The sequence below is a fragment of the Serratia nematodiphila DZ0503SBS1 genome, from assembly GCF_000738675.1.
Taxonomy (GTDB): Bacteria; Pseudomonadota; Gammaproteobacteria; order Enterobacterales; family Enterobacteriaceae; genus Serratia; species Serratia nematodiphila.
The window spans coordinates 3,445,432-3,463,086 of sequence record NZ_JPUX01000001.1 but is presented as its reverse complement, the minus strand read 5'-3'; the positions used below and the strand labels follow the sequence as shown (position 1 = coordinate 3,463,086).

20 protein-coding genes are annotated in these 17,655 nt (G+C 62.6%); 16 read left to right on the top strand and 4 right to left on the bottom strand.

The annotated features are described in order from the left end of the window. Positions 1–6: 6 nt before the first annotated feature. From JL05_RS16035 to JL05_RS16000, 8 genes are all read left to right on the top strand, one after another. On the top strand, positions 7–1,119 hold the full coding sequence (locus JL05_RS16035) for an ABC transporter permease subunit (RefSeq protein ID WP_033632970.1): 1,113 nt from the start codon (positions 7–9) through the stop codon (positions 1,117–1,119). After that, a complete protein-coding gene (locus tag JL05_RS16030; protein ID WP_033632969.1) occupies positions 1,116–1,886 on the top strand; it encodes an ABC transporter ATP-binding protein in 771 nt (256 codons plus the stop codon). The genes JL05_RS16035 and JL05_RS16030 overlap by 4 nt, the downstream gene beginning before the upstream one ends. Then, on the top strand, positions 1,879–2,592 hold the full coding sequence (locus tag JL05_RS16025) for an ABC transporter ATP-binding protein (protein ID WP_033632968.1): 714 nt from the start codon (positions 1,879–1,881) through the stop codon (positions 2,590–2,592). The genes JL05_RS16030 and JL05_RS16025 overlap by 8 nt, the downstream gene beginning before the upstream one ends. A 76-nt stretch (positions 2,593–2,668) precedes the next feature. Beyond that, positions 2,669–3,778 (top strand): branched-chain amino acid ABC transporter substrate-binding protein, encoded by a 1,110-nt coding sequence (locus tag JL05_RS16020; protein WP_375542430.1) that lies wholly within the window; start codon positions 2,669–2,671, stop codon positions 3,776–3,778. Positions 3,779–3,796: 18 nt separating this feature from the next. Continuing rightward, on the top strand, positions 3,797–4,288 hold the full coding sequence (locus JL05_RS16015) for an L-2-amino-thiazoline-4-carboxylic acid hydrolase (RefSeq protein ID WP_033632966.1): 492 nt from the start codon (positions 3,797–3,799) through the stop codon (positions 4,286–4,288). Further along, a complete protein-coding gene (locus JL05_RS16010; protein WP_033632965.1) occupies positions 4,285–5,511 on the top strand; it encodes a Zn-dependent hydrolase in 1,227 nt (408 codons plus the stop codon). The genes JL05_RS16015 and JL05_RS16010 overlap by 4 nt, the downstream gene beginning before the upstream one ends. A gap of 82 nt (positions 5,512–5,593) precedes the next feature. Then, entirely contained in the window at positions 5,594–5,941 is a 348-nt protein-coding gene (locus tag JL05_RS16005; protein WP_004938187.1) for an ArsR/SmtB family transcription factor, read from the top strand. 3 nt (positions 5,942–5,944) lie between these two features. After that, complete coding sequence (locus tag JL05_RS16000) at positions 5,945–6,478, top strand: SRPBCC family protein (RefSeq protein WP_015377962.1); 534 nt, start codon at positions 5,945–5,947, stop codon at positions 6,476–6,478. Here the strand turns inward: JL05_RS16000 and JL05_RS15995 are convergent, their stop codons facing one another. Next, positions 6,479–7,507, bottom strand: a complete 1,029-nt coding sequence (locus JL05_RS15995; protein ID WP_033632964.1) for a transporter — start codon at positions 7,505–7,507, stop codon at positions 6,479–6,481. A gap of 186 nt (positions 7,508–7,693) precedes the next feature. On the opposite strand from JL05_RS15995, the gene JL05_RS15990 reads away from it, so the two are divergent. From JL05_RS15990 to JL05_RS15970, 5 genes are all read left to right on the top strand, one after another. Next, positions 7,694–9,304: an inorganic phosphate transporter gene (locus JL05_RS15990; RefSeq protein WP_033632963.1), complete on the top strand. Its 1,611-nt coding sequence runs from the start codon at positions 7,694–7,696 to the stop codon at positions 9,302–9,304. A gap of 26 nt (positions 9,305–9,330) precedes the next feature. Then, a complete protein-coding gene (gene ppk2, locus JL05_RS15985; protein ID WP_033632962.1) occupies positions 9,331–10,245 on the top strand; it encodes a polyphosphate kinase 2 in 915 nt (304 codons plus the stop codon). A gap of 120 nt (positions 10,246–10,365) precedes the next feature. Continuing rightward, entirely contained in the window at positions 10,366–10,791 is a 426-nt protein-coding gene (gene nudI, locus JL05_RS15980) for a nucleoside triphosphatase NudI (protein WP_004938207.1), read from the top strand. A 93-nt stretch (positions 10,792–10,884) separates the two neighbouring features. Further along, positions 10,885–11,721: a D-alanyl-D-alanine endopeptidase gene (gene pbpG / locus JL05_RS15975; RefSeq protein WP_033632961.1), complete on the top strand. Its 837-nt coding sequence runs from the start codon at positions 10,885–10,887 to the stop codon at positions 11,719–11,721. Positions 11,722–11,859: 138 nt separating this feature from the next. Further along, entirely contained in the window at positions 11,860–12,846 is a 987-nt protein-coding gene (locus tag JL05_RS15970; protein WP_033632960.1) for an MsnO8 family LLM class oxidoreductase, read from the top strand. Here JL05_RS15970 and JL05_RS15965 read toward each other — a convergent pair. Continuing rightward, positions 12,843–14,147 carry an aminotransferase class I/II-fold pyridoxal phosphate-dependent enzyme gene (locus tag JL05_RS15965; RefSeq protein ID WP_033632959.1) on the bottom strand — a complete coding sequence of 435 codons (1,305 nt, stop codon included), beginning with the start codon at positions 14,145–14,147 and terminating at the stop codon, positions 12,843–12,845. The two genes, JL05_RS15970 and JL05_RS15965, sit on opposite strands and share 4 nt — an antisense overlap. 66 nt (positions 14,148–14,213) lie before the next feature. Here JL05_RS15965 and JL05_RS15960 point away from each other — a divergent pair, with 66 nt between their 5' ends. Genes JL05_RS15960 through JL05_RS15950 form a run of 3 tightly spaced genes read left to right on the top strand, consistent with a single transcriptional unit; the run spans position 14,214 to position 16,027 of the window. Next, positions 14,214–14,468 (top strand): hypothetical protein, encoded by a 255-nt coding sequence (locus tag JL05_RS15960; RefSeq protein WP_004938217.1) that lies wholly within the window; start codon positions 14,214–14,216, stop codon positions 14,466–14,468. After that, positions 14,465–15,181 (top strand): glutamine amidotransferase, encoded by a 717-nt coding sequence (locus JL05_RS15955; RefSeq protein ID WP_033632958.1) that lies wholly within the window; start codon positions 14,465–14,467, stop codon positions 15,179–15,181. Before JL05_RS15960 ends, JL05_RS15955 begins: the two co-directional genes overlap by 4 nt. Before the next feature lie 3 nt (positions 15,182–15,184). Beyond that, positions 15,185–16,027: a PfkB family carbohydrate kinase gene (locus JL05_RS15950; protein WP_033632957.1), complete on the top strand. Its 843-nt coding sequence runs from the start codon at positions 15,185–15,187 to the stop codon at positions 16,025–16,027. A gap of 44 nt (positions 16,028–16,071) precedes the next feature. Here the strand turns inward: JL05_RS15950 and JL05_RS15945 are convergent, their stop codons facing one another. Together JL05_RS15945 and JL05_RS15940 are read right to left on the bottom strand one after the other, a co-directional pair. After that, on the bottom strand, positions 16,072–16,785 hold the full coding sequence (locus JL05_RS15945) for a flagellar brake protein (protein WP_033632956.1): 714 nt from the start codon (positions 16,783–16,785) through the stop codon (positions 16,072–16,074). Positions 16,786–16,862: 77 nt separating this feature from the next. Beyond that, positions 16,863–17,645, bottom strand: a complete 783-nt coding sequence (locus JL05_RS15940) for an N-formylglutamate amidohydrolase (RefSeq protein ID WP_033632955.1) — start codon at positions 17,643–17,645, stop codon at positions 16,863–16,865. Positions 17,646–17,655: the final 10 nt, after the last annotated feature.

Below are 17,655 nucleotides of genomic sequence, written 5' to 3'. Positions count from 1 at the left end.
ATCACCATGACCGTTTTGACTCCCCCCGCTCCTCTGGCCAGGCCGCGTCGCGCCGGGTTGGGGCTGACGTTGTTCATTCTCGCCCTGCTGCTGGCGCCCTGGGTGGCGGGCGCCGCCGGCGGCAACTATTGGGTGCGCGTTGTCGACTTCGCCTTGCTGTACCTGATGCTGGCGCTCGGACTGAACATCGTGGTGGGCATGACCGGATTGCTGGACATGGGCTTTATCGCTTTTTACGCCGTTGGCGCCTATCTGGCCGCGCTGCTGTCGTCACCGCATCTGACGCAGCAGTTCCCGCTGCTGCTGCAGTGGTTCCCCGACGGACTGCATCTGTCGATGCTGTGGCTGCTCCCGCTGGCGGCGCTGCTGGCGGCGGCGTGCGGCATCCTGCTCGGCGCGCCGACGCTGCGGCTGCGCGGCGATTATCTGGCGATCGTCACGCTGGGCTTCGGCGAGATAGTGCGCATTCTGATGCGCAACCTGGATCGCCCGGTCAACCTCACCAACGGCCCCAAAGGCATTTCCGGCGTCGATCCGGTCAGCCTGTTCGGCCTGAAGTTTTCCGGCATGCATGAGTGGTTCGGCGTGCGTTTTTCCGGCCTGTACCTGTATTACTACCTGTTCGCCGCGCTGCTTCTGGCAATCCTGTTTATCAGCCTGCGGCTGCAGAATTCGCGCGTTGGCCGCGCATGGACGGCAATCCGCGAAGACGAGGACGCCGCGCGGGCGATGGGCATCAACACCCGCAACTTCAAGCTGCTGGCCTTCGCCATCGGCGCCACCTTCGGCGGCGTGGCCGGCGCGCTGTTCGCCGCGTTTCAAGGCTTCGTGTCGCCGGAATCCTTCACCCTGCAGGAATCGATCGCCGTACTGGCGATGGTGGTGCTCGGCGGCATGGGGCACATCCCCGGCGTGATCCTGGGCGCGCTGCTGCTGGCCGCCCTGCCGGAGCTGCTGCGCAGCAGCATGGGACCGCTGCAGCAGGCGCTGTTCGGCCAGGTGCTGATCGACCCGGAAATTATCCGCCAACTGTTCTACGGCCTGGCGCTGATCCTGGTGATGCTGTATCGCCCGGCGGGCCTATGGCCGGCTCGCCATGCCGGGAGGAATGCCGCATGACGCCGCTGCTCACTTTAAATCACGTCAGCAAACGTTTCGGCGGCCTGACGGCGGTGGATGACGTCAGCATGAGCATCCGCCAGGGGGAAATCTACGGCCTGATCGGGCCGAACGGCGCCGGCAAAACCACCTGCTTCAACCTGATCACCGGCCTGTATCGCGCCGACGAGGGCGAGTTCAGCCTGTTGGGCCAGCGCTATAAACCACAGGCGATCGACAAAGTGGTGCAGGCCGGCATCGCCCGCACCTTCCAGAACCTGCGGTTGTTCAACGAAATGAGCGTGCTGGAAAACGTGATGGTCGGCTGCCATGTGCGCACCCGCAACGGCCTGTGGGCGGCGATCGCTCGCCACGGGCGCGCGAAAGAGGAGGAACAGGCGGTGCGCGATAAATCTCATGCGCTGCTGGAGTACGTCGGCATCAGCCAATTCGCCCATTACCGCGCCGGCGATCTCGCCTATGGCCACCAACGCCGTCTGGAGATTGCCCGCGCGCTGGCGACCGAGCCCCGGCTGCTGGCGCTGGACGAACCGGCGGCCGGCATGAACGCCGGAGAAAAAGTGGCGTTGCGCGAGCTGCTGCTGCGCATCCGCGACAGCGGCAAAACGCTGCTGCTGATCGAACACGACGTCAAACTGGTGATGGGTCTGTGCGATCGGCTGACGGTGCTGGATTACGGCAAAGCGATCGCCGAAGGCGAGCCGGCGCAGGTGCGGCGCGAACCGGCGGTCATTCAGGCCTATCTGGGAGGCGGCGCGCATGTCTGAAGCCCTGCTGAGCGTTAAACGACTCAAAGTGTCTTATGGCGGCATTCATGCGGTCAAAGGCATCGATTTTATGGTCAACGCCGGCGAACAGGTGACGCTGATCGGCGCCAATGGCGCGGGCAAGAGCTCCAGCCTGCGAGCGCTGACCGGCCTGCAGCCGTTCGAAGGCGACATCCTGTTCGACGGTTGCTCGATTCGCGGCGTGCCGCCGCACCGGTTGCTGCAACGGGGGCTGGTGATGGTGCCGGAGGGACGCGGCATTTTCACCCGTTTGACGGTGCGGGAGAACCTGCAGCTCGGCGCCTATGCACGGCGCGACAAATCGGCGGTGCGGCAAGATTTCGAACGGGTGTGCGCCACTTTCCCGCGGCTGAGCGAGCGCCTGCACCAACCGGCCGGGCTACTTTCGGGCGGTGAACAGCAGATGGTGGCGATGGGCCGCGCGCTGCTCAGCCGCCCGCGGTTGCTGATATTGGACGAACCCTCGATGGGGCTGGCGCCGATTGTGGTGGAAGCCATTTTCACGGTCATCAAGCAGTTAGCTCGTGACGGCGTCACGCTACTATTGGTCGAGCAGAACGCCCGCCTGGCGCTGGAGTCCACCGATCGCGCCTACGTGTTGGACAGCGGCAGCCTGAGCCACAGCGGCCGTTCCGCCGACATGCTGGACGATGAAAAAATCAAACAGATCTATTTGGGTGAATAACCGTTGTTTCTTTTAACCGCACCAGGAGTATGACATGCAACAGAACATTCGCATCAAACCGTTGGCGCTGGCTGCCATGACAATGATTCTTAGCCTCCCGGCGCTGGCGGCCGACACCGTGCTGATCGGCCTGGCCGGGCCGCTGACCGGCTCTTCCGCGCGCATCGGCAAAGATCTCGAAAACGGCGCGCAACTGGCGATCGCCGACGCTAACGCGCAGAAACCGACGCTGAACGGCAAACCGGTCACCTTCAAACTGGTGTCCGAGGACGACCAGTCCGATCCGCGCACCGCCGTGGCCGTGGCGCAGCGTTTGGTCGACGAAGGCGTCGCCGGCGTGGTCGGCCACTGGAACACCGGCACCAGCATCCCGGCGGCGCGCATCTATCACGACGCCGGGATCGCCCAGGTGGCGCCGGTCGCCACCGGTCACGGCTATACGCAACAAGGTTTTGACACCAGCTTTCGCGTGATGGGCCACGACGACGACGGCGGCAACTACGCCGGGCAATATGCGGTGAAGACGCTGAAAGCCAAGCGCATCGCAGTGATAGACGATCGCACCGCTTTCGGCCAGGGGCTGGCGGACGAGTTCATCAAATCGCTGCAGGCCCAGGGCGTGCAGCCGGTCGCTCGTGAATACGTCGATGACAAGACCGTCGATTTCAGCGCCGTACTGACCACCGTGCGCAGCAAAAACGCCGATCTGATCTTCTTCGGCGGCGTAGATTCCCAGGCGGCGCCGCTGGCGCGCAAACTGAAACAGCTGGGCATGAACGCGCAGCTGATGGGCGCCGGCGGCTTTGTCAGCCAAACCTTCCTGACGCTGGCGCAGCAGGAAGGTGAAGGCGTGGTGGCGCTGGAGCCGGGGCTGCCGCTGGAACAGATGCCGGGCGGCAAGGCGTTTGAGCAAGCCTACCGCGATCGTTACCACACCCACATCGAACTGCATGCGCCCTTCGCCTACGACGCCACCCGAGTGCTGATCGCCGCCATCGAACAGGCCGGCTCGGCCAACCCGGCCGATTATCTGCCGAAACTGCGCGCCATACATTACCAGGGCGTGACCGGCGCCATCGCCTTCGATGCGCAGGGCAACCTGCAACAGCCGAGCTTCACCCTGTATCGGGTGGTTGACGGCAAATGGCAGCCGCAAACCGTGTTGGGCGGCGCCAAACCACAATAAATCAAGAGGAGCAAGGCGATGAGCTGTGCAAACAACGAGTTGGGCATTTTGGCCCGCAGAAAAATCGAGGCGGAGATCATCAAACCGATCTACCAGATCCTGGTGCGTGAAATCGGCAAGGCGCGCGCCCAGGCGGTGATCGGCGAGGCCATCGAGAATGCCGCCATCGCGGCGGGCAAACAGTTCGCCGCTCAGGAACCGAACGGCGCGGATCTGCGCAGCTTCGCCGCCTTGCAGTACCTGTGGGAAAAAGACGATGCGCTGCGCGTCGAGGTGATCAATCAGGACGAACAGCACTTCGACTATAACGTCACCCGCTGCCGCTACGCCGAGATGTATCACGAGATGGGGCTTGGGGAGATCGGCCACCTGCTCTCCTGCGCTCGCGACAGCCAGTTTATCGTCGGCTATGCGCCTGACGTTGAACTGCAGCGCACCCAGACCATCATGTCCGGCGCCCCCTGCTGCGATTTCCGCTACACCGCTAAAACGCCGGGAGAAGATCAATGACGTATCGAGTCAACGGCGAGCGCCTGTGGCAAAGCCTGCAGACGATGGCGCAGTTCGGCGCCATCGCTGACAACGGCGTCACCCGCCTGGCGCTCAGCGAAGAGGATCGTCAGGCGCGCGACCAGCTGCGCCGGTGGGCGCTGGAGGCCGGTTGCAGCGTGCGCGTCGATCGAATGGGCAACATGTTCCTGCGCCGTGAAGGCACGCGGCCCGAGCTGGCGCCGGTCATCACCGGTTCTCACGGCGACTCGCAGCCCCGCGGCGGCCGTTTCGACGGCATCTACGGCGTGCTGGCCGGATTGGAGGTTATTCGCAGCCTCAACGATCGGCAGATCGTCACCGAACGCGCGATTGAAGTGATCAACTGGACCAACGAAGAAGGCGCACGCTTCGCGCCGGCGATGATCGCCTCCGGCGTGTTCGCCGGGGTATTCGACCTGGAATACGGCCTGACGCGCCGCGACGAGCACGGCGTCAGCCTCGGCGACGCGCTGGAACGCATCGGCTACGCCGGCGAGCACCCGGTGGGCGGCATGCCGATCCATGCCGCCTTCGAGTTGCACATCGAACAGGGGCCGATTCTGGAAGCGGAGCATCTCGACATCGGCGTGGTGACCGCCGCACAAGGGCAGCGCTGGTATGAACTGGAGGTCGTCGGCTTCAGCGCCCATGCCGGCACCACGCCGATGGACCGCCGCCGCGACGCCCTGCTGGGCTTTGCGGCGCTGGTTACGGCGGTCAATCGCATCGGCTGGGATTTCGCGCCCGACGCGCGCGCCACGGTGGGCATGGCGCAAATTACCCCCAACTCACGCAATGTGGTGCCGGGACGCGTCTTTTTCAGCGTCGAATTCCGCCATCCAGAGGAGTCAATTCTGGAGCAGATGGAGCAGCGCCTGCTGGCGGCGGTGAACGCCGTCAACGACGGCAGCCTGACCGCGCGCGCCGAGCGCATCTTCCAGTATCCCCCGGTCGCTTTCGATCGGGGCTGCATCGACAGCGTACGTCATGCCGCGCAAGCGTTGGGCTATCGCCATCGCGACATGATTTCCGGCGCCGGCCACGATGCCTGTTACCTTAACCGCGTCGCTCCGACCGCCATGATTTTCATTCCCTGCGTGGACGGCATCAGCCACAACGAGCGGGAAGATATCACCCCCGCCTGGGCCGCCGCCGGCGCCGACGTATTGCTGAACGCCCTGCTGGCGCACGCCGGCGCCTGATCCTTGCCCCGGTTTCTCGCCGGGGCAAAAAATATTCAACAAAACGGTTGAATATTAGCCCGCCTGTTCTATATTCAACCATATGGTTGAATTATCTTCCTCACAGCTGGACGCCATTTTTCATGCGCTGGCCGACCCGACCCGCCGCTCGATGTTACGCGCGCTGGCCGGCGGTGAGCGCAGCATCGGCGAACTGGCCGCGCCGCTGCAGATGTCGTTCGCCGGCGCCTCCAAGCACGTGAAAGCACTGGAACATGCGGGCCTGGTGCAACGCACCGTGCAAGGAAGAAACCATATCTGCCGGCTCGAACCCGAGCCTATGGCGCAGGCCATGCACTGGCTGCAAACCTATGAACATTTCTGGACTGAACGGCTGGATGCGCTCGAACAGGCGCTGTTGCAGCCCGAACAGCTTCCTCCCAAGGAGTGAACCATGAATGATTACGGCATGATTATCGAACCCGGCACGCTGCGCATCCAGCGGCTGCTGCCCGGTCCCATCGAGCGGGTGTGGGCTTACCTGACCGAATCCGACAAGCGCGCCACCTGGCTGGCGGCCGGCGCCATGAAGTTGGAAAACGGCGCGCCGCTGGAGCTGGAGTTTCGCAACTCCGATCTGGCGGGCGAGCACGAGCCACCGCCGGCCAAGTACAAACAGCACGGCGGCTGCGTCAGCAACCGCGGCCACATCACCTGCCTGTTCCCGCCGCGCCTGCTGAGCTTTACCTGGGCCGAACAAGATCAGGGCCGCCCTTCCGAGGTGACCTTCGAGCTGACGGAACAGGGAAACGCGGTGCTGCTGACGGTCACCCACCGGCGCCTGGCCAACCGCGACGAGATGCTCAGCGTCGCCGGCGGCTGGCACACCCATCTGGATATCCTGCTGGATCGTCTGCACGATCGGGCGCCGCAGCCGTTCTGGAGCACCCATGCCCGGCTGGAAGAAGAGTACCGCGCCCGCCTGTAATTACGACTCGTCCCTGCGCCTGAACGCCAGATAACCGGCGATCAGCGTAAAACTGCCGACCAGCAACACCAGCAGGATAAAACCGTGGTGATTGCTGGCCAGCGGTATCCCTCCGACGTTCATGCCGAAGAAACCGGCGACGATGTTGATCGGCAACGCCAGCACGGTGATCACCGTCAGGGTGTAGAGCGTGCGGTTATTCTGCTCCATCAGCTTGGCGCCCAGTTCTTCCTGCAGCAGCCGGATGCGTTCGGTCAGGCTGGCGAGATCGTTCAACACCACGGTGAACTCTTCGGTAAACTGCCGCAGATCCTGCACCACCTCACGGCTCAGCCAGCTCGGCGGCCGGTTCAACAGGCGAAACAGCGCGGCCGGTTCCGGCGCCAACAGGCGCTGAAAGCGCAATAGCATGCGGCGCATGCGCCCCAGCTCGGCGCGGTTGCGTTTGACGCGGCGGGTCAGCAGGCGATCCTCGATGGTATCGACATACTGGTTAGCCTGCCGCACCACCTGTTCCAACACGTCCTCCTGCTCTTCCAGCAGGTGCGCCAGCAGCTCGGTAGACGACGCCAGCTCCAGCGCCGTCAGGCGGCCAAGCAGCCGTTCAATCAATCGCACCGGTTTGTGACGCACGGTGACCACCAGCCCACGGCAGCAATAGAGCCACAGCGTCGCCGTTTCCGGGTTGCTGTCCTCAGGGTGGAAAATCACGTCGTTGAGTACCGCGAACAGGTCGTCGCCCTGGCGCTCGATGCGCGTGGTGTGGGAACCGTGCCGAATTTCGTGGAAGAAAAAATCGGAAATGGCGAAATGGTTTTTCAGCCACTTCTCCGCCGCCGCGTGGTTGAGATTGAGGTGCAGCCAGACAAAGCCGTCGCCGGACGGCAAAGCCTGGTAGGCCTGACAGACCTGCTGCGAGTTCAGGCGCGCCGGCGGCTCACCGGAACGAAACACATGGCCGTAGATCAGCCCGGTCACTTCATCATCGAAATCAAGCTTGTGCATCTTTTCCGCTAACCGTTGCACCATAACGCCTTATCCTGCCTGTTGCCGTTAACCCAAGATCGTCTCCGCTGTTATAACAATCTTTATTTATCGGCGTTAATGATTTTCGCCGTTCCCGATGATTAATATTTTCGTCATAAAAAAGCCACATTCATTCAGAATACTTTTCAGGCGACAGCTACCGCATTCAATCCTCTCAGGAAGGTCATTATGAGCGATAACAGCGCCGTTCAAACGGGTGTGCCGGCCGCATCCAGCCTGCCCAAGCTGCATCAAAAGAACAGTCGACTCACTGTTCTTTTTTTTGTGTTTTTATTAATTCTGGGGATCGCGTTCGCCGGGGTGAACTTATTTAACGACGTCAGCGACACCGGCGCCGTCTATACCAGTTACATTCCGTTTTTATTATTGGGGCTGGCGCTGCTGATCGCGCTGGGCTTTGAATTCGTCAACGGCTTCCACGACACCGCCAATGCGGTCGCGACGGTGATTTACACCCACTCGCTGTCGCCGATGGTCGCCGTGGTGTGGTCCGGTTTCTTCAACTTTCTCGGCGTGTTGCTCTCCAGCGGCGTGGTGGCCTTCGGCATCATTTCGCTGCTGCCGGTCGAGCTGATCCTGCAGGCCGGCACCGGCAACGGCTTCGCCATGGTGTACGCCCTGCTGTTCTCCGCCATCATCTGGAACCTCGGCACCTGGTGGCTCGGGCTGCCCGCCTCGTCGTCGCATACGCTGATCGGCTCGATTATCGGCGTTGGCGTGGCCAACGCCCTGATCCACGGCCGCACCGGCACCAGCGGCGTGGACTGGGGCCAGGCGATCAAGGTGGGCTATGCGCTGCTGCTGTCGCCGGTGATCGGCTTCGTGTTCGCCGGCCTGCTGCTGCTGGCGCTGAAGCTGTTCGTCAACAACCGCCAGCTGTACAGCGCGCCTAAAGACAATAGCCCGCCGCCGCTGTGGATCCGCGGATTGCTGATCCTCACCTGCACCGGCGTTTCCTTTGCCCACGGCTCCAACGACGGCCAGAAAGGCATGGGCCTTATCATGCTGATCCTGGTGGGCACCATGCCGATCGCCTACGCCCTGAACCGTTCGATGCCGCCGGAGCAGATCCCCCGGGTGGCGGCGCTGGCGGAGGTGACCAAAAGCCAGCTGCTGCGCCAGTTCCCGGCCGGCGGCCAAACGCCGCCGCGCGAGGTGCTGACCGGCTATGTGCGCACCAGCGATCTGACGCCGGAGGTGGTGCCGGCGCTGGCGCAACTGACCGGCGCGATCGGAGATCAAATTCGCCAGTACGGCTCGGTCGACAAGATCCCGGCGCAGGCGGTGTCGAACACCCGCAACGACATGTACCTGGCGTCCGAGACCATCAAGCACCTGAAGGCAGAGCATCAGTTGCAGATCAATCCCGACACGCAGCGCAACCTCGACGCGCTGAAGGGCGAACTCGACAACGCCACCCGCTTCATTCCCTTCTGGGTGAAAGTGGTGGTGGCGATTGCACTGGGGCTCGGCACCATGGTCGGCTGGCGCCGCATCGTGGTGACGGTGGGCGAAAAGATCGGCAAATCGCACCTGACCTACGCCCAGGGCGCCAGCGCCGAACTGGTGGCGATGACCACCATCGGCGCGGCCGACGCCTTCGGCTTGCCGGTTTCGACCACTCACGTACTTTCATCCGGCATCGCCGGCACCATGGCAGCCAACCGCTCCGGCCTGCAGATGGCCACCCTGCGCAATCTGCTGATGGCCTGGGTGCTAACGCTGCCGGCCTCAGTGCTGCTGTCGGCGGTGCTGTACTGGATCTTCAACCACTTCTAACACCGGGCCGATACGGAGAAAATCTGATGACCATGCATGAATTCAACCGCGAAGACGGATTCAACCAGCGCCTGCTGCAAGAATTTTACGACAGCTACGACGAAGAGCTGGAAATGGAGCTGGACGACCTGCGCTTCGACGCGGCAGAAGTCGACAGCGACGCGAAGAAAGCCTGGCGCAAGCAATACTTCCGCGAACTGCTGCGCCTGCAGGGCGAACTGGTAAAGCTGCAGGACTGGGTGATGCGTACCGGCCATCGGCTGGTGATCCTCTTTGAAGGCCGCGACGCCGCCGGCAAGGGCGGCGTGATCAAACGCATTACCCAGCGCCTCAACCCGCGCACCTGCCGCGTGGCGGCGCTGCCGGCGCCGAACGATCGCGAACGCACCCAGTGGTATTTTCAGCGCTATATCGCGCATCTGCCCGCCGCCGGCGAAATGGTGCTGTTCGACCGCAGCTGGTATAACCGAGCCGGCGTGGAGCGCGTGATGGGCTTTTGCAACGACGAAGAGTACGAGGAGTTTTTCCGCAGCGTGCCGGAATTCGAAAAAATGCTGACGCGCAGCGGCATCCAAATCGTCAAATACTGGTTTTCGATCACCGATGAGGAGCAGGAACTGCGTTTCCTCAGCCGCATTCACGATCCGCTCAAGCAGTGGAAGCTCAGCCCGATGGATCTGGAAAGCCGCCGCCGCTGGGAGGACTACACCGAGGCCAAAGAAATCATGTTAGCGCGCACTAACATTGCCGAGGCGCCCTGGTGGGTGGTTCAGGGCGTCGACAAGAAAAAGGCCCGCTTGAACTGCATCACTCACCTGCTGCAGCAGGTGCCTTATGAGGAAGCCGAAGGTAACGTCATCACGCTGCCGCCACGCAAACGCAGCCCGGAGTACCACCGTAACCCAGTGCCGGACAACATGGTGGTGCCGGAAATCTACTGACCGTAGCGCAGAGAGGCGGTTGCCGCAGCTCTGCGCAAATACAACGCTTTGATTTCTCTCACGCTAAGGGGCCAGACCCCATGTTAAAGTGGTTGCTTTCCATTTTGACAGGAGTTTTCCATGCGCCAACGCATCATTGTCTGCCCGCTAATTGAAAACGATAACGCCTTCCTGCTGTGCAAAATGGCGGCGCACAAGGGCGTGTTTCCCGGCCAGTGGGCGCTGTCCGGCGGCGGCGTCGAGCCGGGTGAACAAATAGAACAGGCGCTGCGGCGCGAAGTGCGCGAAGAGTTGGGCGCCGCGCTGATCCTCGACAACATCACGCCCTGGACTTTCCGCGATGACGTGCGCATCAAAACTTACGCCGACGGCAGCCGGGAGCAAATCTACATGATTTACCTGATTTTCGACTGCCATGCCGCCAACCGCGACGTGACGATCAACGACGAGTTCGATGACTACGCCTGGGTGCCGCGCGAGCGCCTCGCGGACTACGATTTGAACGAGGCCACCCGCTTCACCCTGCGGCAAAAGGGATTGTTGTAACAGTTTGAGCGATTATCGCCCTATTTCCTTCACATTTGCCCGGCAGACTCTTTTGATATTTTTTAATCACTTAGGGTCACTATTGCCGCCGTTATGCTTTTATCTCACGCTTTTCTCCGTCTGCCTGTCCGGCGCTTCGGCGCCGCCCTGCTGTTCAGCCTGCTGTTCGTTTTGGCGCCCGTGCATGCCGCCACGCCGCCGCTGGTGCTGAATGCCAAATCGGTGCTGGTCGTCAATCAACGCACCGGAAAGACCCTTTATCAGAAGCAGCCGAACCGCGTGCTGCCGATCGCCTCGCTCACCAAACTGATGACCGCCATGGTCGCCCTGGACAGCAAACGCCCGATGGGCAGCAAGCTCAAAGTCACCGCCGCCGATCGCGATCTGCTGAAAAAAACCCATTCGCGCCTGACCATCGGCTCGGTGCTCAGCCGCCGCGACATGCTGCACATCGCCCTGATGTCTTCGGAGAACCGCGCAGCCGCCGCGCTGAGCCGCAGTTATCCCGGCGGGCGCAAGGCCTTCGTGGCGAAAATGAATCAGAAAGCGCGCGCCATCGGCATGAAACGCGCCCGCTTCTACGATCCGACCGGGCTGACGCCGCGCAATGTGGCGACCGCCAACGATCTGCTGAAGATGGTCAATCACGCCTATCGCTATCAGTCGATTCGCCGCTTCAGCACCGACAAGCAGCAGATCGTACGCCCTGGCCGCGGCCAGTTGGTTTACCGCAGCTCCAACGGCCTGATCAACAACCCCGCCTGGAAGATCCAGCTGCAGAAAACCGGCTTTACCGACGAGGCCGGTCACTGCCTGGTGATGCGCACCACCATCAAAGGGCAGCCGGTGGTGATGATCCTGCTCGGCGCACAGCCGCGCTACGGCCACTACCGTGACGCCATTCGTCTGAAGGCCTGGCTCGAGGGGTAACATCGCGGCGCTTTACCGTTCTGCGCATATCCAAATCCGTTTTGGATCAATGGAATATCCTATCGCCAATCAGTATTAAGGCGTGCGCCGCCCGCATGGTATTTGTCAGGCATATCTGATGAGGAAAGGAGCGGGAAAATGGCTTATGCCTTGAGCATATTGGAAAAGAGTCCGATCGCCGAAGGGGAAAGCGCCGCACAGGCGCTGGCGCGCACGCTGCACCTGGCGCAACAGGCGGAACGCTGGGGATATCGGCGTTTCTGGTTAGCGGAGCACCACAATACGCCGCAGCTCGCCTGCCCGTCGCCGGAGGTGCTGATCGGTTATCTGCTCGGCCAAACGTCGCGCATTCGCATCGGCTCCGGCGGCGTGATGCTGCAGCACTACAGCGCCTACAAGGTAGCCGAAAACTTCAACCTGCTGGCGGCGCTGGCGCCAGGGCGCGTCGATCTCGGGGTGGGCAAAGCGCCCGGCGGGCTGCCGCTCGCCACTCAGGCGCTGCAGGCCGCCCATGACCGTCAAAACAAACCGGCCTTCCCGCAGCAGCTGTCGCAGCTGACCGCTTACCTGAACGACGACGCCGAACCGGGTCTGAGCGCCACGCCGTTGCCGCCGCACGCCGCCCAGCGCTTTTTGCTCGGCGCCAGTAAAGAGAGCGCGACGCTGGCGGCTGAATCCGGCTGGGCCTTCGTGTTCGCCGCGCATCTGAACGGCAATCCGCAAGACATTAGAGAAGCGCTGGAGCACTACACCGCACACAGCGGCGGCCGCAAGGGGCTGCTGGCGGTGGCGGCGATCGTGGCGCAGAGCCCGGAGCAGGCGGCGGCGCTGGCGGTGGAGATTCAGCAATACCGCGTGCACGTCGCCGGTGAGCAGAGCGTGACCGTCGGCAGCCTGGCGCAGGCCGAGAGTTTCGTGCAACAGGCCGGCGCCACCGACTACCGCATCGAGCCGCGAGAAAGTCATGTTCTGCTCGGCACCGCGCAGCAGGTGCATCAGCAACTGGCGCAGCTGCAGCTGCAGTACGGCGTGGACGAGTTCATCATCGACACGCCGATCGCCGAACCGACCGCCCGGTTAGCCTCGCTACAGCGGTTGGCGGAGGAAAACCTGACGCCGGCTTAGTTGATCGCCGCCTCGGCCCGCATGGCTTCGGACAGATCCTGCGCCAGCGGCGCCAGCTGTGCCGGCACCACGTTGGCCAGGCTAATGCGGAGCGCCGGGCCGCCCCTCAGGCGGAAAGGTTCACCGCCCTGCACCAACCACCCCCGCTGCGCCATCAGCTGCGCGGCGGCGCTTTCCGACCTCACCGGCAACCACAGATGCAACCCTTCACCTACCGCCAGCGCCGTGTGATTCAATGCATTGAGCCGCTGCACCAGTTCATCCCTTCTGGCCTGATATGCCTGTTGCGCCCGCGGCAGTTGCCCTTCCTGCAAGGCCTGTCTCCACAGCCTGGCGGCGATCTGTTGCAAGATATGGCTGACCCAGCGTTCGCTGATGTACTGATCGGCGCGCATCGCCTGCAGCAACGTCGGGTTGCCGCAGGCCAGCGCGATGCGCAGATCCGGGCTGAGAAACTTGCTCAGCGACAACACGTACAGGCCGCGATCGCCGTCGAACGGCAGATGCAGCGGCTGCTGCGACAGCGGCCCCCAGAAGTCGTCGACGATCGCCAGACACTGCGGGTTGTCGCGCAGAAAACGCCGCCACTGTTGCGCGCGCTGCGCAGAGAGCGAAGCGCCGGTCGGATTGTGAGCGCGCGGCGTCAGGATCACCGCGCCGGCGGCCCCGCTTTCCGGCAACCGACAGCCCTGTTCATCTACCGCCAGCGGCAGCGGCCGTAGACGCAGATGGCGCAACAGCGTCAATAGCGGCGGCCAGCAGGGATCTTCCACCCACACCGCCGCCCCCGGCTGCACATGGCAGCGCAGCGCCTTTTCCATCGCGTCCAGCGCGCCGGAGAACACCGCCGGTTCCCCCAGCGTGACGCCCTGGCGGCTGAGCCACTCGCGTCCCAGACCGGTCAATACCGGCAGATCGCCACTGATGTCATAACCATTTTGCTGCGGGAACACCTCCGCCGCGCCAAGCGCCAATGCCGGCAACAATGCGGCATCCAGATTGCCGCTGGCCAGATCGCACATTCCCGCCGGCACCTGACGCGGCATATAGGCCGCACTCACCGCCGCCAGCGGCGGCTCCAGCACCACCGTTCCCGCCCGCCCGCGCGTCGCCACCAGGCCGGCATCGCGCAATCGGGCATAAGCGCTGGCGACGGTATTCGGATTGACCTCCAGCTCCGCCGCCAGTTGGCGTACCGGCGGCAACAGCTCGCCCGGCCGCAGCGCGCCGTCTTTGATGCGTGCGGCGATCTGCTCGGCAATCTGGACAGCGCCGCCGCCTTTTGCATACAATAAACCCATACATAAATCCTTTTGTACTAGTTCAAACAAGATTAGCAGCTTCCGCGGCCAAAAGTAAGGGGTTCCATGGATAAACATTACGTGCTCGACATTCAGTATGCAGGAAAAGCCTTTGCCCGCCTGGAGATGTTCACCCCCTGGGCAGCCGATCAGCTGGAGCAGGCGTGCGCGCTGTTCCCGGCCGCGCAGGGTTATCAGGTGCAGCTCAGCCAGGTCAGCGAACGCCGCATCGTCTACCAGAGCGGCGCGCAGGGCATCACGGTGCTGGGCGAGTCGCTGGCGCTGACGCCGTTCACCCACGCTCACGAGGTTAAACAATGAAAAAAGCCGTCGCCATTCGACACGTCAATTTTGAAAACCTGGGTATTCTCGGTTCCCTGCTCTCGCTGCGCGGCTATCAGATCGACTATTACGATGCCGGTCGCGATGATATTCGTGCTATCAATAATGAAGAGACCGATCTGTTGGTGGTGCTCGGCGGGCCGATCAGCGCCGCCCGGCACTTTTCCGGTGAGCAGCGCTATGATTTTCTCGACCATGAATTGGCGCTGGTCAAACAGCGCCTCGCGCAGCGGCGGCCGACCCTCGGGGTGTGTCTCGGCGCTCAGGTGATCGCCCAGGCGCTGGGCGCCGACGTGATTTCGCTCGGCGTCAAAGAGATCGGCTTCGCTCCGCTGACCACGCTCGCGGCACAAGACGACTCTGTGCTGGCGCCGCTGGCCGATACGCCGGTGCTGCATTGGCACGGCGATATGTTCATGATCCCGGACGGCGCCCGCTGCCTGGCCAGCACGGCGATTTGCCCGCATCAGGCTTTCGACTATCAGGGGTTCGCGCTCGGTCTGCAGTTCCATCTGGAGGCGGATCACCGCGATATCGAACGCTGGTTGATTGGCCATGCCTGCGAGCTGGAGCTGGCCGGCGTCGCGCCCCAGAGCCTTCGCGAACAGGCGGCGCGCCACGGCGCACAGCTGGAACAGCGCGCGCGGCAGGTGTTCGCCCGCTGGCTGGATAATAACGAACCAAGGATGTAACTCATGCAACAGGCTTCACCCTTGCGATCACCGCCCATCGACGTGATCAGCATTCAATCTCAGGTGGTTTACGGCAGCGTCGGCAACGGCATCGCCTACCGCGCCCTGCTGAAAAAGGGGCTGGAAGCGCTGCAGGTGCCCAGCGTGCTGTTCGGCTGCCCGCCCTATTACGGCAAGCCGCATGGCGGCGTCATCTCCGGCGAGTGGTTCGGCGGCTTTCTCGACGATCTGATCGCCCGCGGCGTGATGAAACGCACCCGGGCGGTGATCGTCGGTTACCTGGGCGACGTGATGCAGTGCCATATTCTGGCCAACTGGCTGCAGCGGGTGCGCGCCCTCAATCCGCAGATAAGGATCTATATCGATCCGGTGATGGGCGATTACGGCGAAGGGATCTACGTGGATGAGCGCATCGTCAATTGCTATCGTTCACCGTTCCTGCGGCTGGCCAACGGCCTGACGCCGAACGGCTTCGAACTGGAGCAGCTGTGCGGCCGCTCTCTGAGCAGCCGGGAGCAGACGCAACGCGCCGCGCAGGCGCTGTTGAACGACACCACCGAATGGGTGCTGGTCACCAGCGCGCCGGGCGTGGCACAGCACGAAGACGAAGTGGGTTTAATGTTGGTCACCCGGCAGGAAGCGCAGTGCTTTACCCATCCGAAGGTCAAATCGGCGGTCAAAGGCACCGGCGATCTGTTCACCGCACTGCTGGTGAGCCATCTGCTGCAGGGCGCCGCGCTCGACGCGGCCGTGATCGCCGCCGGCGGCGAAGTGTGCGACGTGCTGGCCGAAGCGGCGCATTTCGGTTGGGAAGAGATCGGCAGCCTGCGGGCATTAAAACCGTAAGACCTGTGGAGAGTCAGGGGCAGCATGCCCGCCCCTGATAAATATCAGCGTTTTTTCTTTTTGTTGAAATCCAGCTCGAAGGCGAACACCGCGCTCTGAATTTTGCGCTCCATCGCCAGCCCCAGCTTGAGGAAACGGCACGACAGGCGCGAGAAGTGCACCACCTGGTCGTTATCGTCGGTTTCCTGATCGTCGTTGACCACCACCAGCTCCATATTGACCTTGAAGCTGCCGTAGCTGCCCAGATCCAACACCGCTTTCTTGAACTGCAGACCCGGCTGGAAGAAATCCGGCAGTGGACCATCGAAGCGCAAACCGACGCCGCCGGCGGACAGATCGTGGATACGCAGCTCATAAGGCGTGCCGTCCGGGTATTCGCCGGTACAGAAGAATTGGCGCCAGTGCGGCGTGGTGATGCGGAACTGGCGGCGGCGCTGGATGTAGACCAACTCCTGCGGCAGCCGGGTCGAGCAGGCCTGGACGCCCTGATGTTCGGTCAGCTCCGCCTGGCCGACGGAAAACTCGATTTTGGCGTCGTGGCTTTCAATCACGATGGTGCAGGCGCCGTCGATGGCGTTTTCCGCTTCCTCACCGCTAAACACGATATTGTCCGGCCCGACGCTCAATAACAGACTTTGAAACCGGTGCTGCTGATTTTCTACGCGCAGCGGCGTGCGTTGTTTGCAAATTTCACGCAGAATCGCCAGAACTTCAAAACGCTCCCGTTTGATAAACAGTCCGTTATCGCTGTGCTCCACACGTCTCTCCTGGCTTTTTTTTCTAATGACGTCTTATGTATTCCTTATGGTTATCATCTCTGGGAATATTCCTAAAGTCAAATTTGCCAGCGTTGCCAGGCCTGCGGCAGCAGGCGCGCGAAACGTTTCGCCCATGCCTGTTGCCCGCGTTCGTCGGCGATCAGATCCTGGCGAATTTCGATGCCGACGTAAGGCAACCCGCGCCGTTCCGCGTGCACCGGCAACGTGTAGTCGGTGGCGTCGGTCATTGCATAGGGCTCGTTGATCCCCACCTGCAAATCCCCCTCTTCGCGCAGCAGCTCGGCCAGCAGCCGGGCAAATTCCGGGTAGCGATTAAACAGCAACCCCACCTGCCAGGGGCGCGATTCCCCTTTGAACACCGGTGTGAAACTGTGCATGGCGATCACCGCCGTCGGCAGTTCGCGCAGCTGACGTTGCCCCAGATGCTCGTCGATGGCGTGGTGATACGGCAAAAATACCTCGCGCTCACGCGCCAGCGCGTGTTCGGCGTCGATGCCGATATTGCCGGGTATCGGCGTCAGTTCAGACAAATGCGGGATCGAGCTGGCGATGCCGGGCGCGCGGTTGCAGTCGATCACCAACCGTGAGTAACGCTGATGAATCAGCGTGGCGTCCAGTTGGCGGCTCAGATGGCGCGATACGCCCAGCGCACCGATATCCCAGCCGATGTGGCGCTCGATCTCCCCCGGCGGTAAGCCGAGATCGCCAAGAGATTGCGGTATCGCCTTACCGGCGTGATCGCATAGCAGCAAAAATGGCGCTTTGCCGCGCGGGGTTTCAACGGCGGCGGCGGGCGGTTCATCGGCGGACAATAACGGCGGGATAAACGAATGAGGCATGAAAGGCTCC

Bases quoted from the DNA above. Each gene is read 5' to 3' on its own strand.
- JL05_RS16035 (WP_033632970.1), top strand. From the start codon at position 7: ATGACCGTTTTGACTCCCCCCGCTCCTCTGGCCAGGCCGCGTCGCGCC.
- JL05_RS16030 (WP_033632969.1), top strand. From the start codon at position 1,116: ATGACGCCGCTGCTCACTTTAAATCACGTCAGCAAACGTTTCGGCGGC.
- JL05_RS16025 (WP_033632968.1), top strand. From the start codon at position 1,879: ATGTCTGAAGCCCTGCTGAGCGTTAAACGACTCAAAGTGTCTTATGGC.
- JL05_RS16020 (WP_375542430.1), top strand. From the start codon at position 2,669: ATGACAATGATTCTTAGCCTCCCGGCGCTGGCGGCCGACACCGTGCTG.
- JL05_RS16015 (WP_033632966.1), top strand. From the start codon at position 3,797: ATGAGCTGTGCAAACAACGAGTTGGGCATTTTGGCCCGCAGAAAAATC.
- JL05_RS16010 (WP_033632965.1), top strand. From the start codon at position 4,285: ATGACGTATCGAGTCAACGGCGAGCGCCTGTGGCAAAGCCTGCAGACG.
- JL05_RS16005 (WP_004938187.1), top strand. From the start codon at position 5,594: ATGGTTGAATTATCTTCCTCACAGCTGGACGCCATTTTTCATGCGCTG.
- JL05_RS16000 (WP_015377962.1), top strand. From the start codon at position 5,945: ATGAATGATTACGGCATGATTATCGAACCCGGCACGCTGCGCATCCAG.
- JL05_RS15995 (WP_033632964.1), bottom strand. From the start codon at position 7,507: ATGGTGCAACGGTTAGCGGAAAAGATGCACAAGCTTGATTTCGATGAT.
- JL05_RS15990 (WP_033632963.1), top strand. From the start codon at position 7,694: ATGAGCGATAACAGCGCCGTTCAAACGGGTGTGCCGGCCGCATCCAGC.
- ppk2 (WP_033632962.1), top strand. From the start codon at position 9,331: ATGACCATGCATGAATTCAACCGCGAAGACGGATTCAACCAGCGCCTG.
- nudI (WP_004938207.1), top strand. From the start codon at position 10,366: ATGCGCCAACGCATCATTGTCTGCCCGCTAATTGAAAACGATAACGCC.
- pbpG (WP_033632961.1), top strand. From the start codon at position 10,885: ATGCTTTTATCTCACGCTTTTCTCCGTCTGCCTGTCCGGCGCTTCGGC.
- JL05_RS15970 (WP_033632960.1), top strand. From the start codon at position 11,860: ATGGCTTATGCCTTGAGCATATTGGAAAAGAGTCCGATCGCCGAAGGG.
- JL05_RS15965 (WP_033632959.1), bottom strand. From the start codon at position 14,147: ATGGGTTTATTGTATGCAAAAGGCGGCGGCGCTGTCCAGATTGCCGAG.
- JL05_RS15960 (WP_004938217.1), top strand. From the start codon at position 14,214: ATGGATAAACATTACGTGCTCGACATTCAGTATGCAGGAAAAGCCTTT.
- JL05_RS15955 (WP_033632958.1), top strand. From the start codon at position 14,465: ATGAAAAAAGCCGTCGCCATTCGACACGTCAATTTTGAAAACCTGGGT.
- JL05_RS15950 (WP_033632957.1), top strand. From the start codon at position 15,185: ATGCAACAGGCTTCACCCTTGCGATCACCGCCCATCGACGTGATCAGC.
- JL05_RS15940 (WP_033632955.1), bottom strand. From the start codon at position 17,645: ATGCCTCATTCGTTTATCCCGCCGTTATTGTCCGCCGATGAACCGCCC.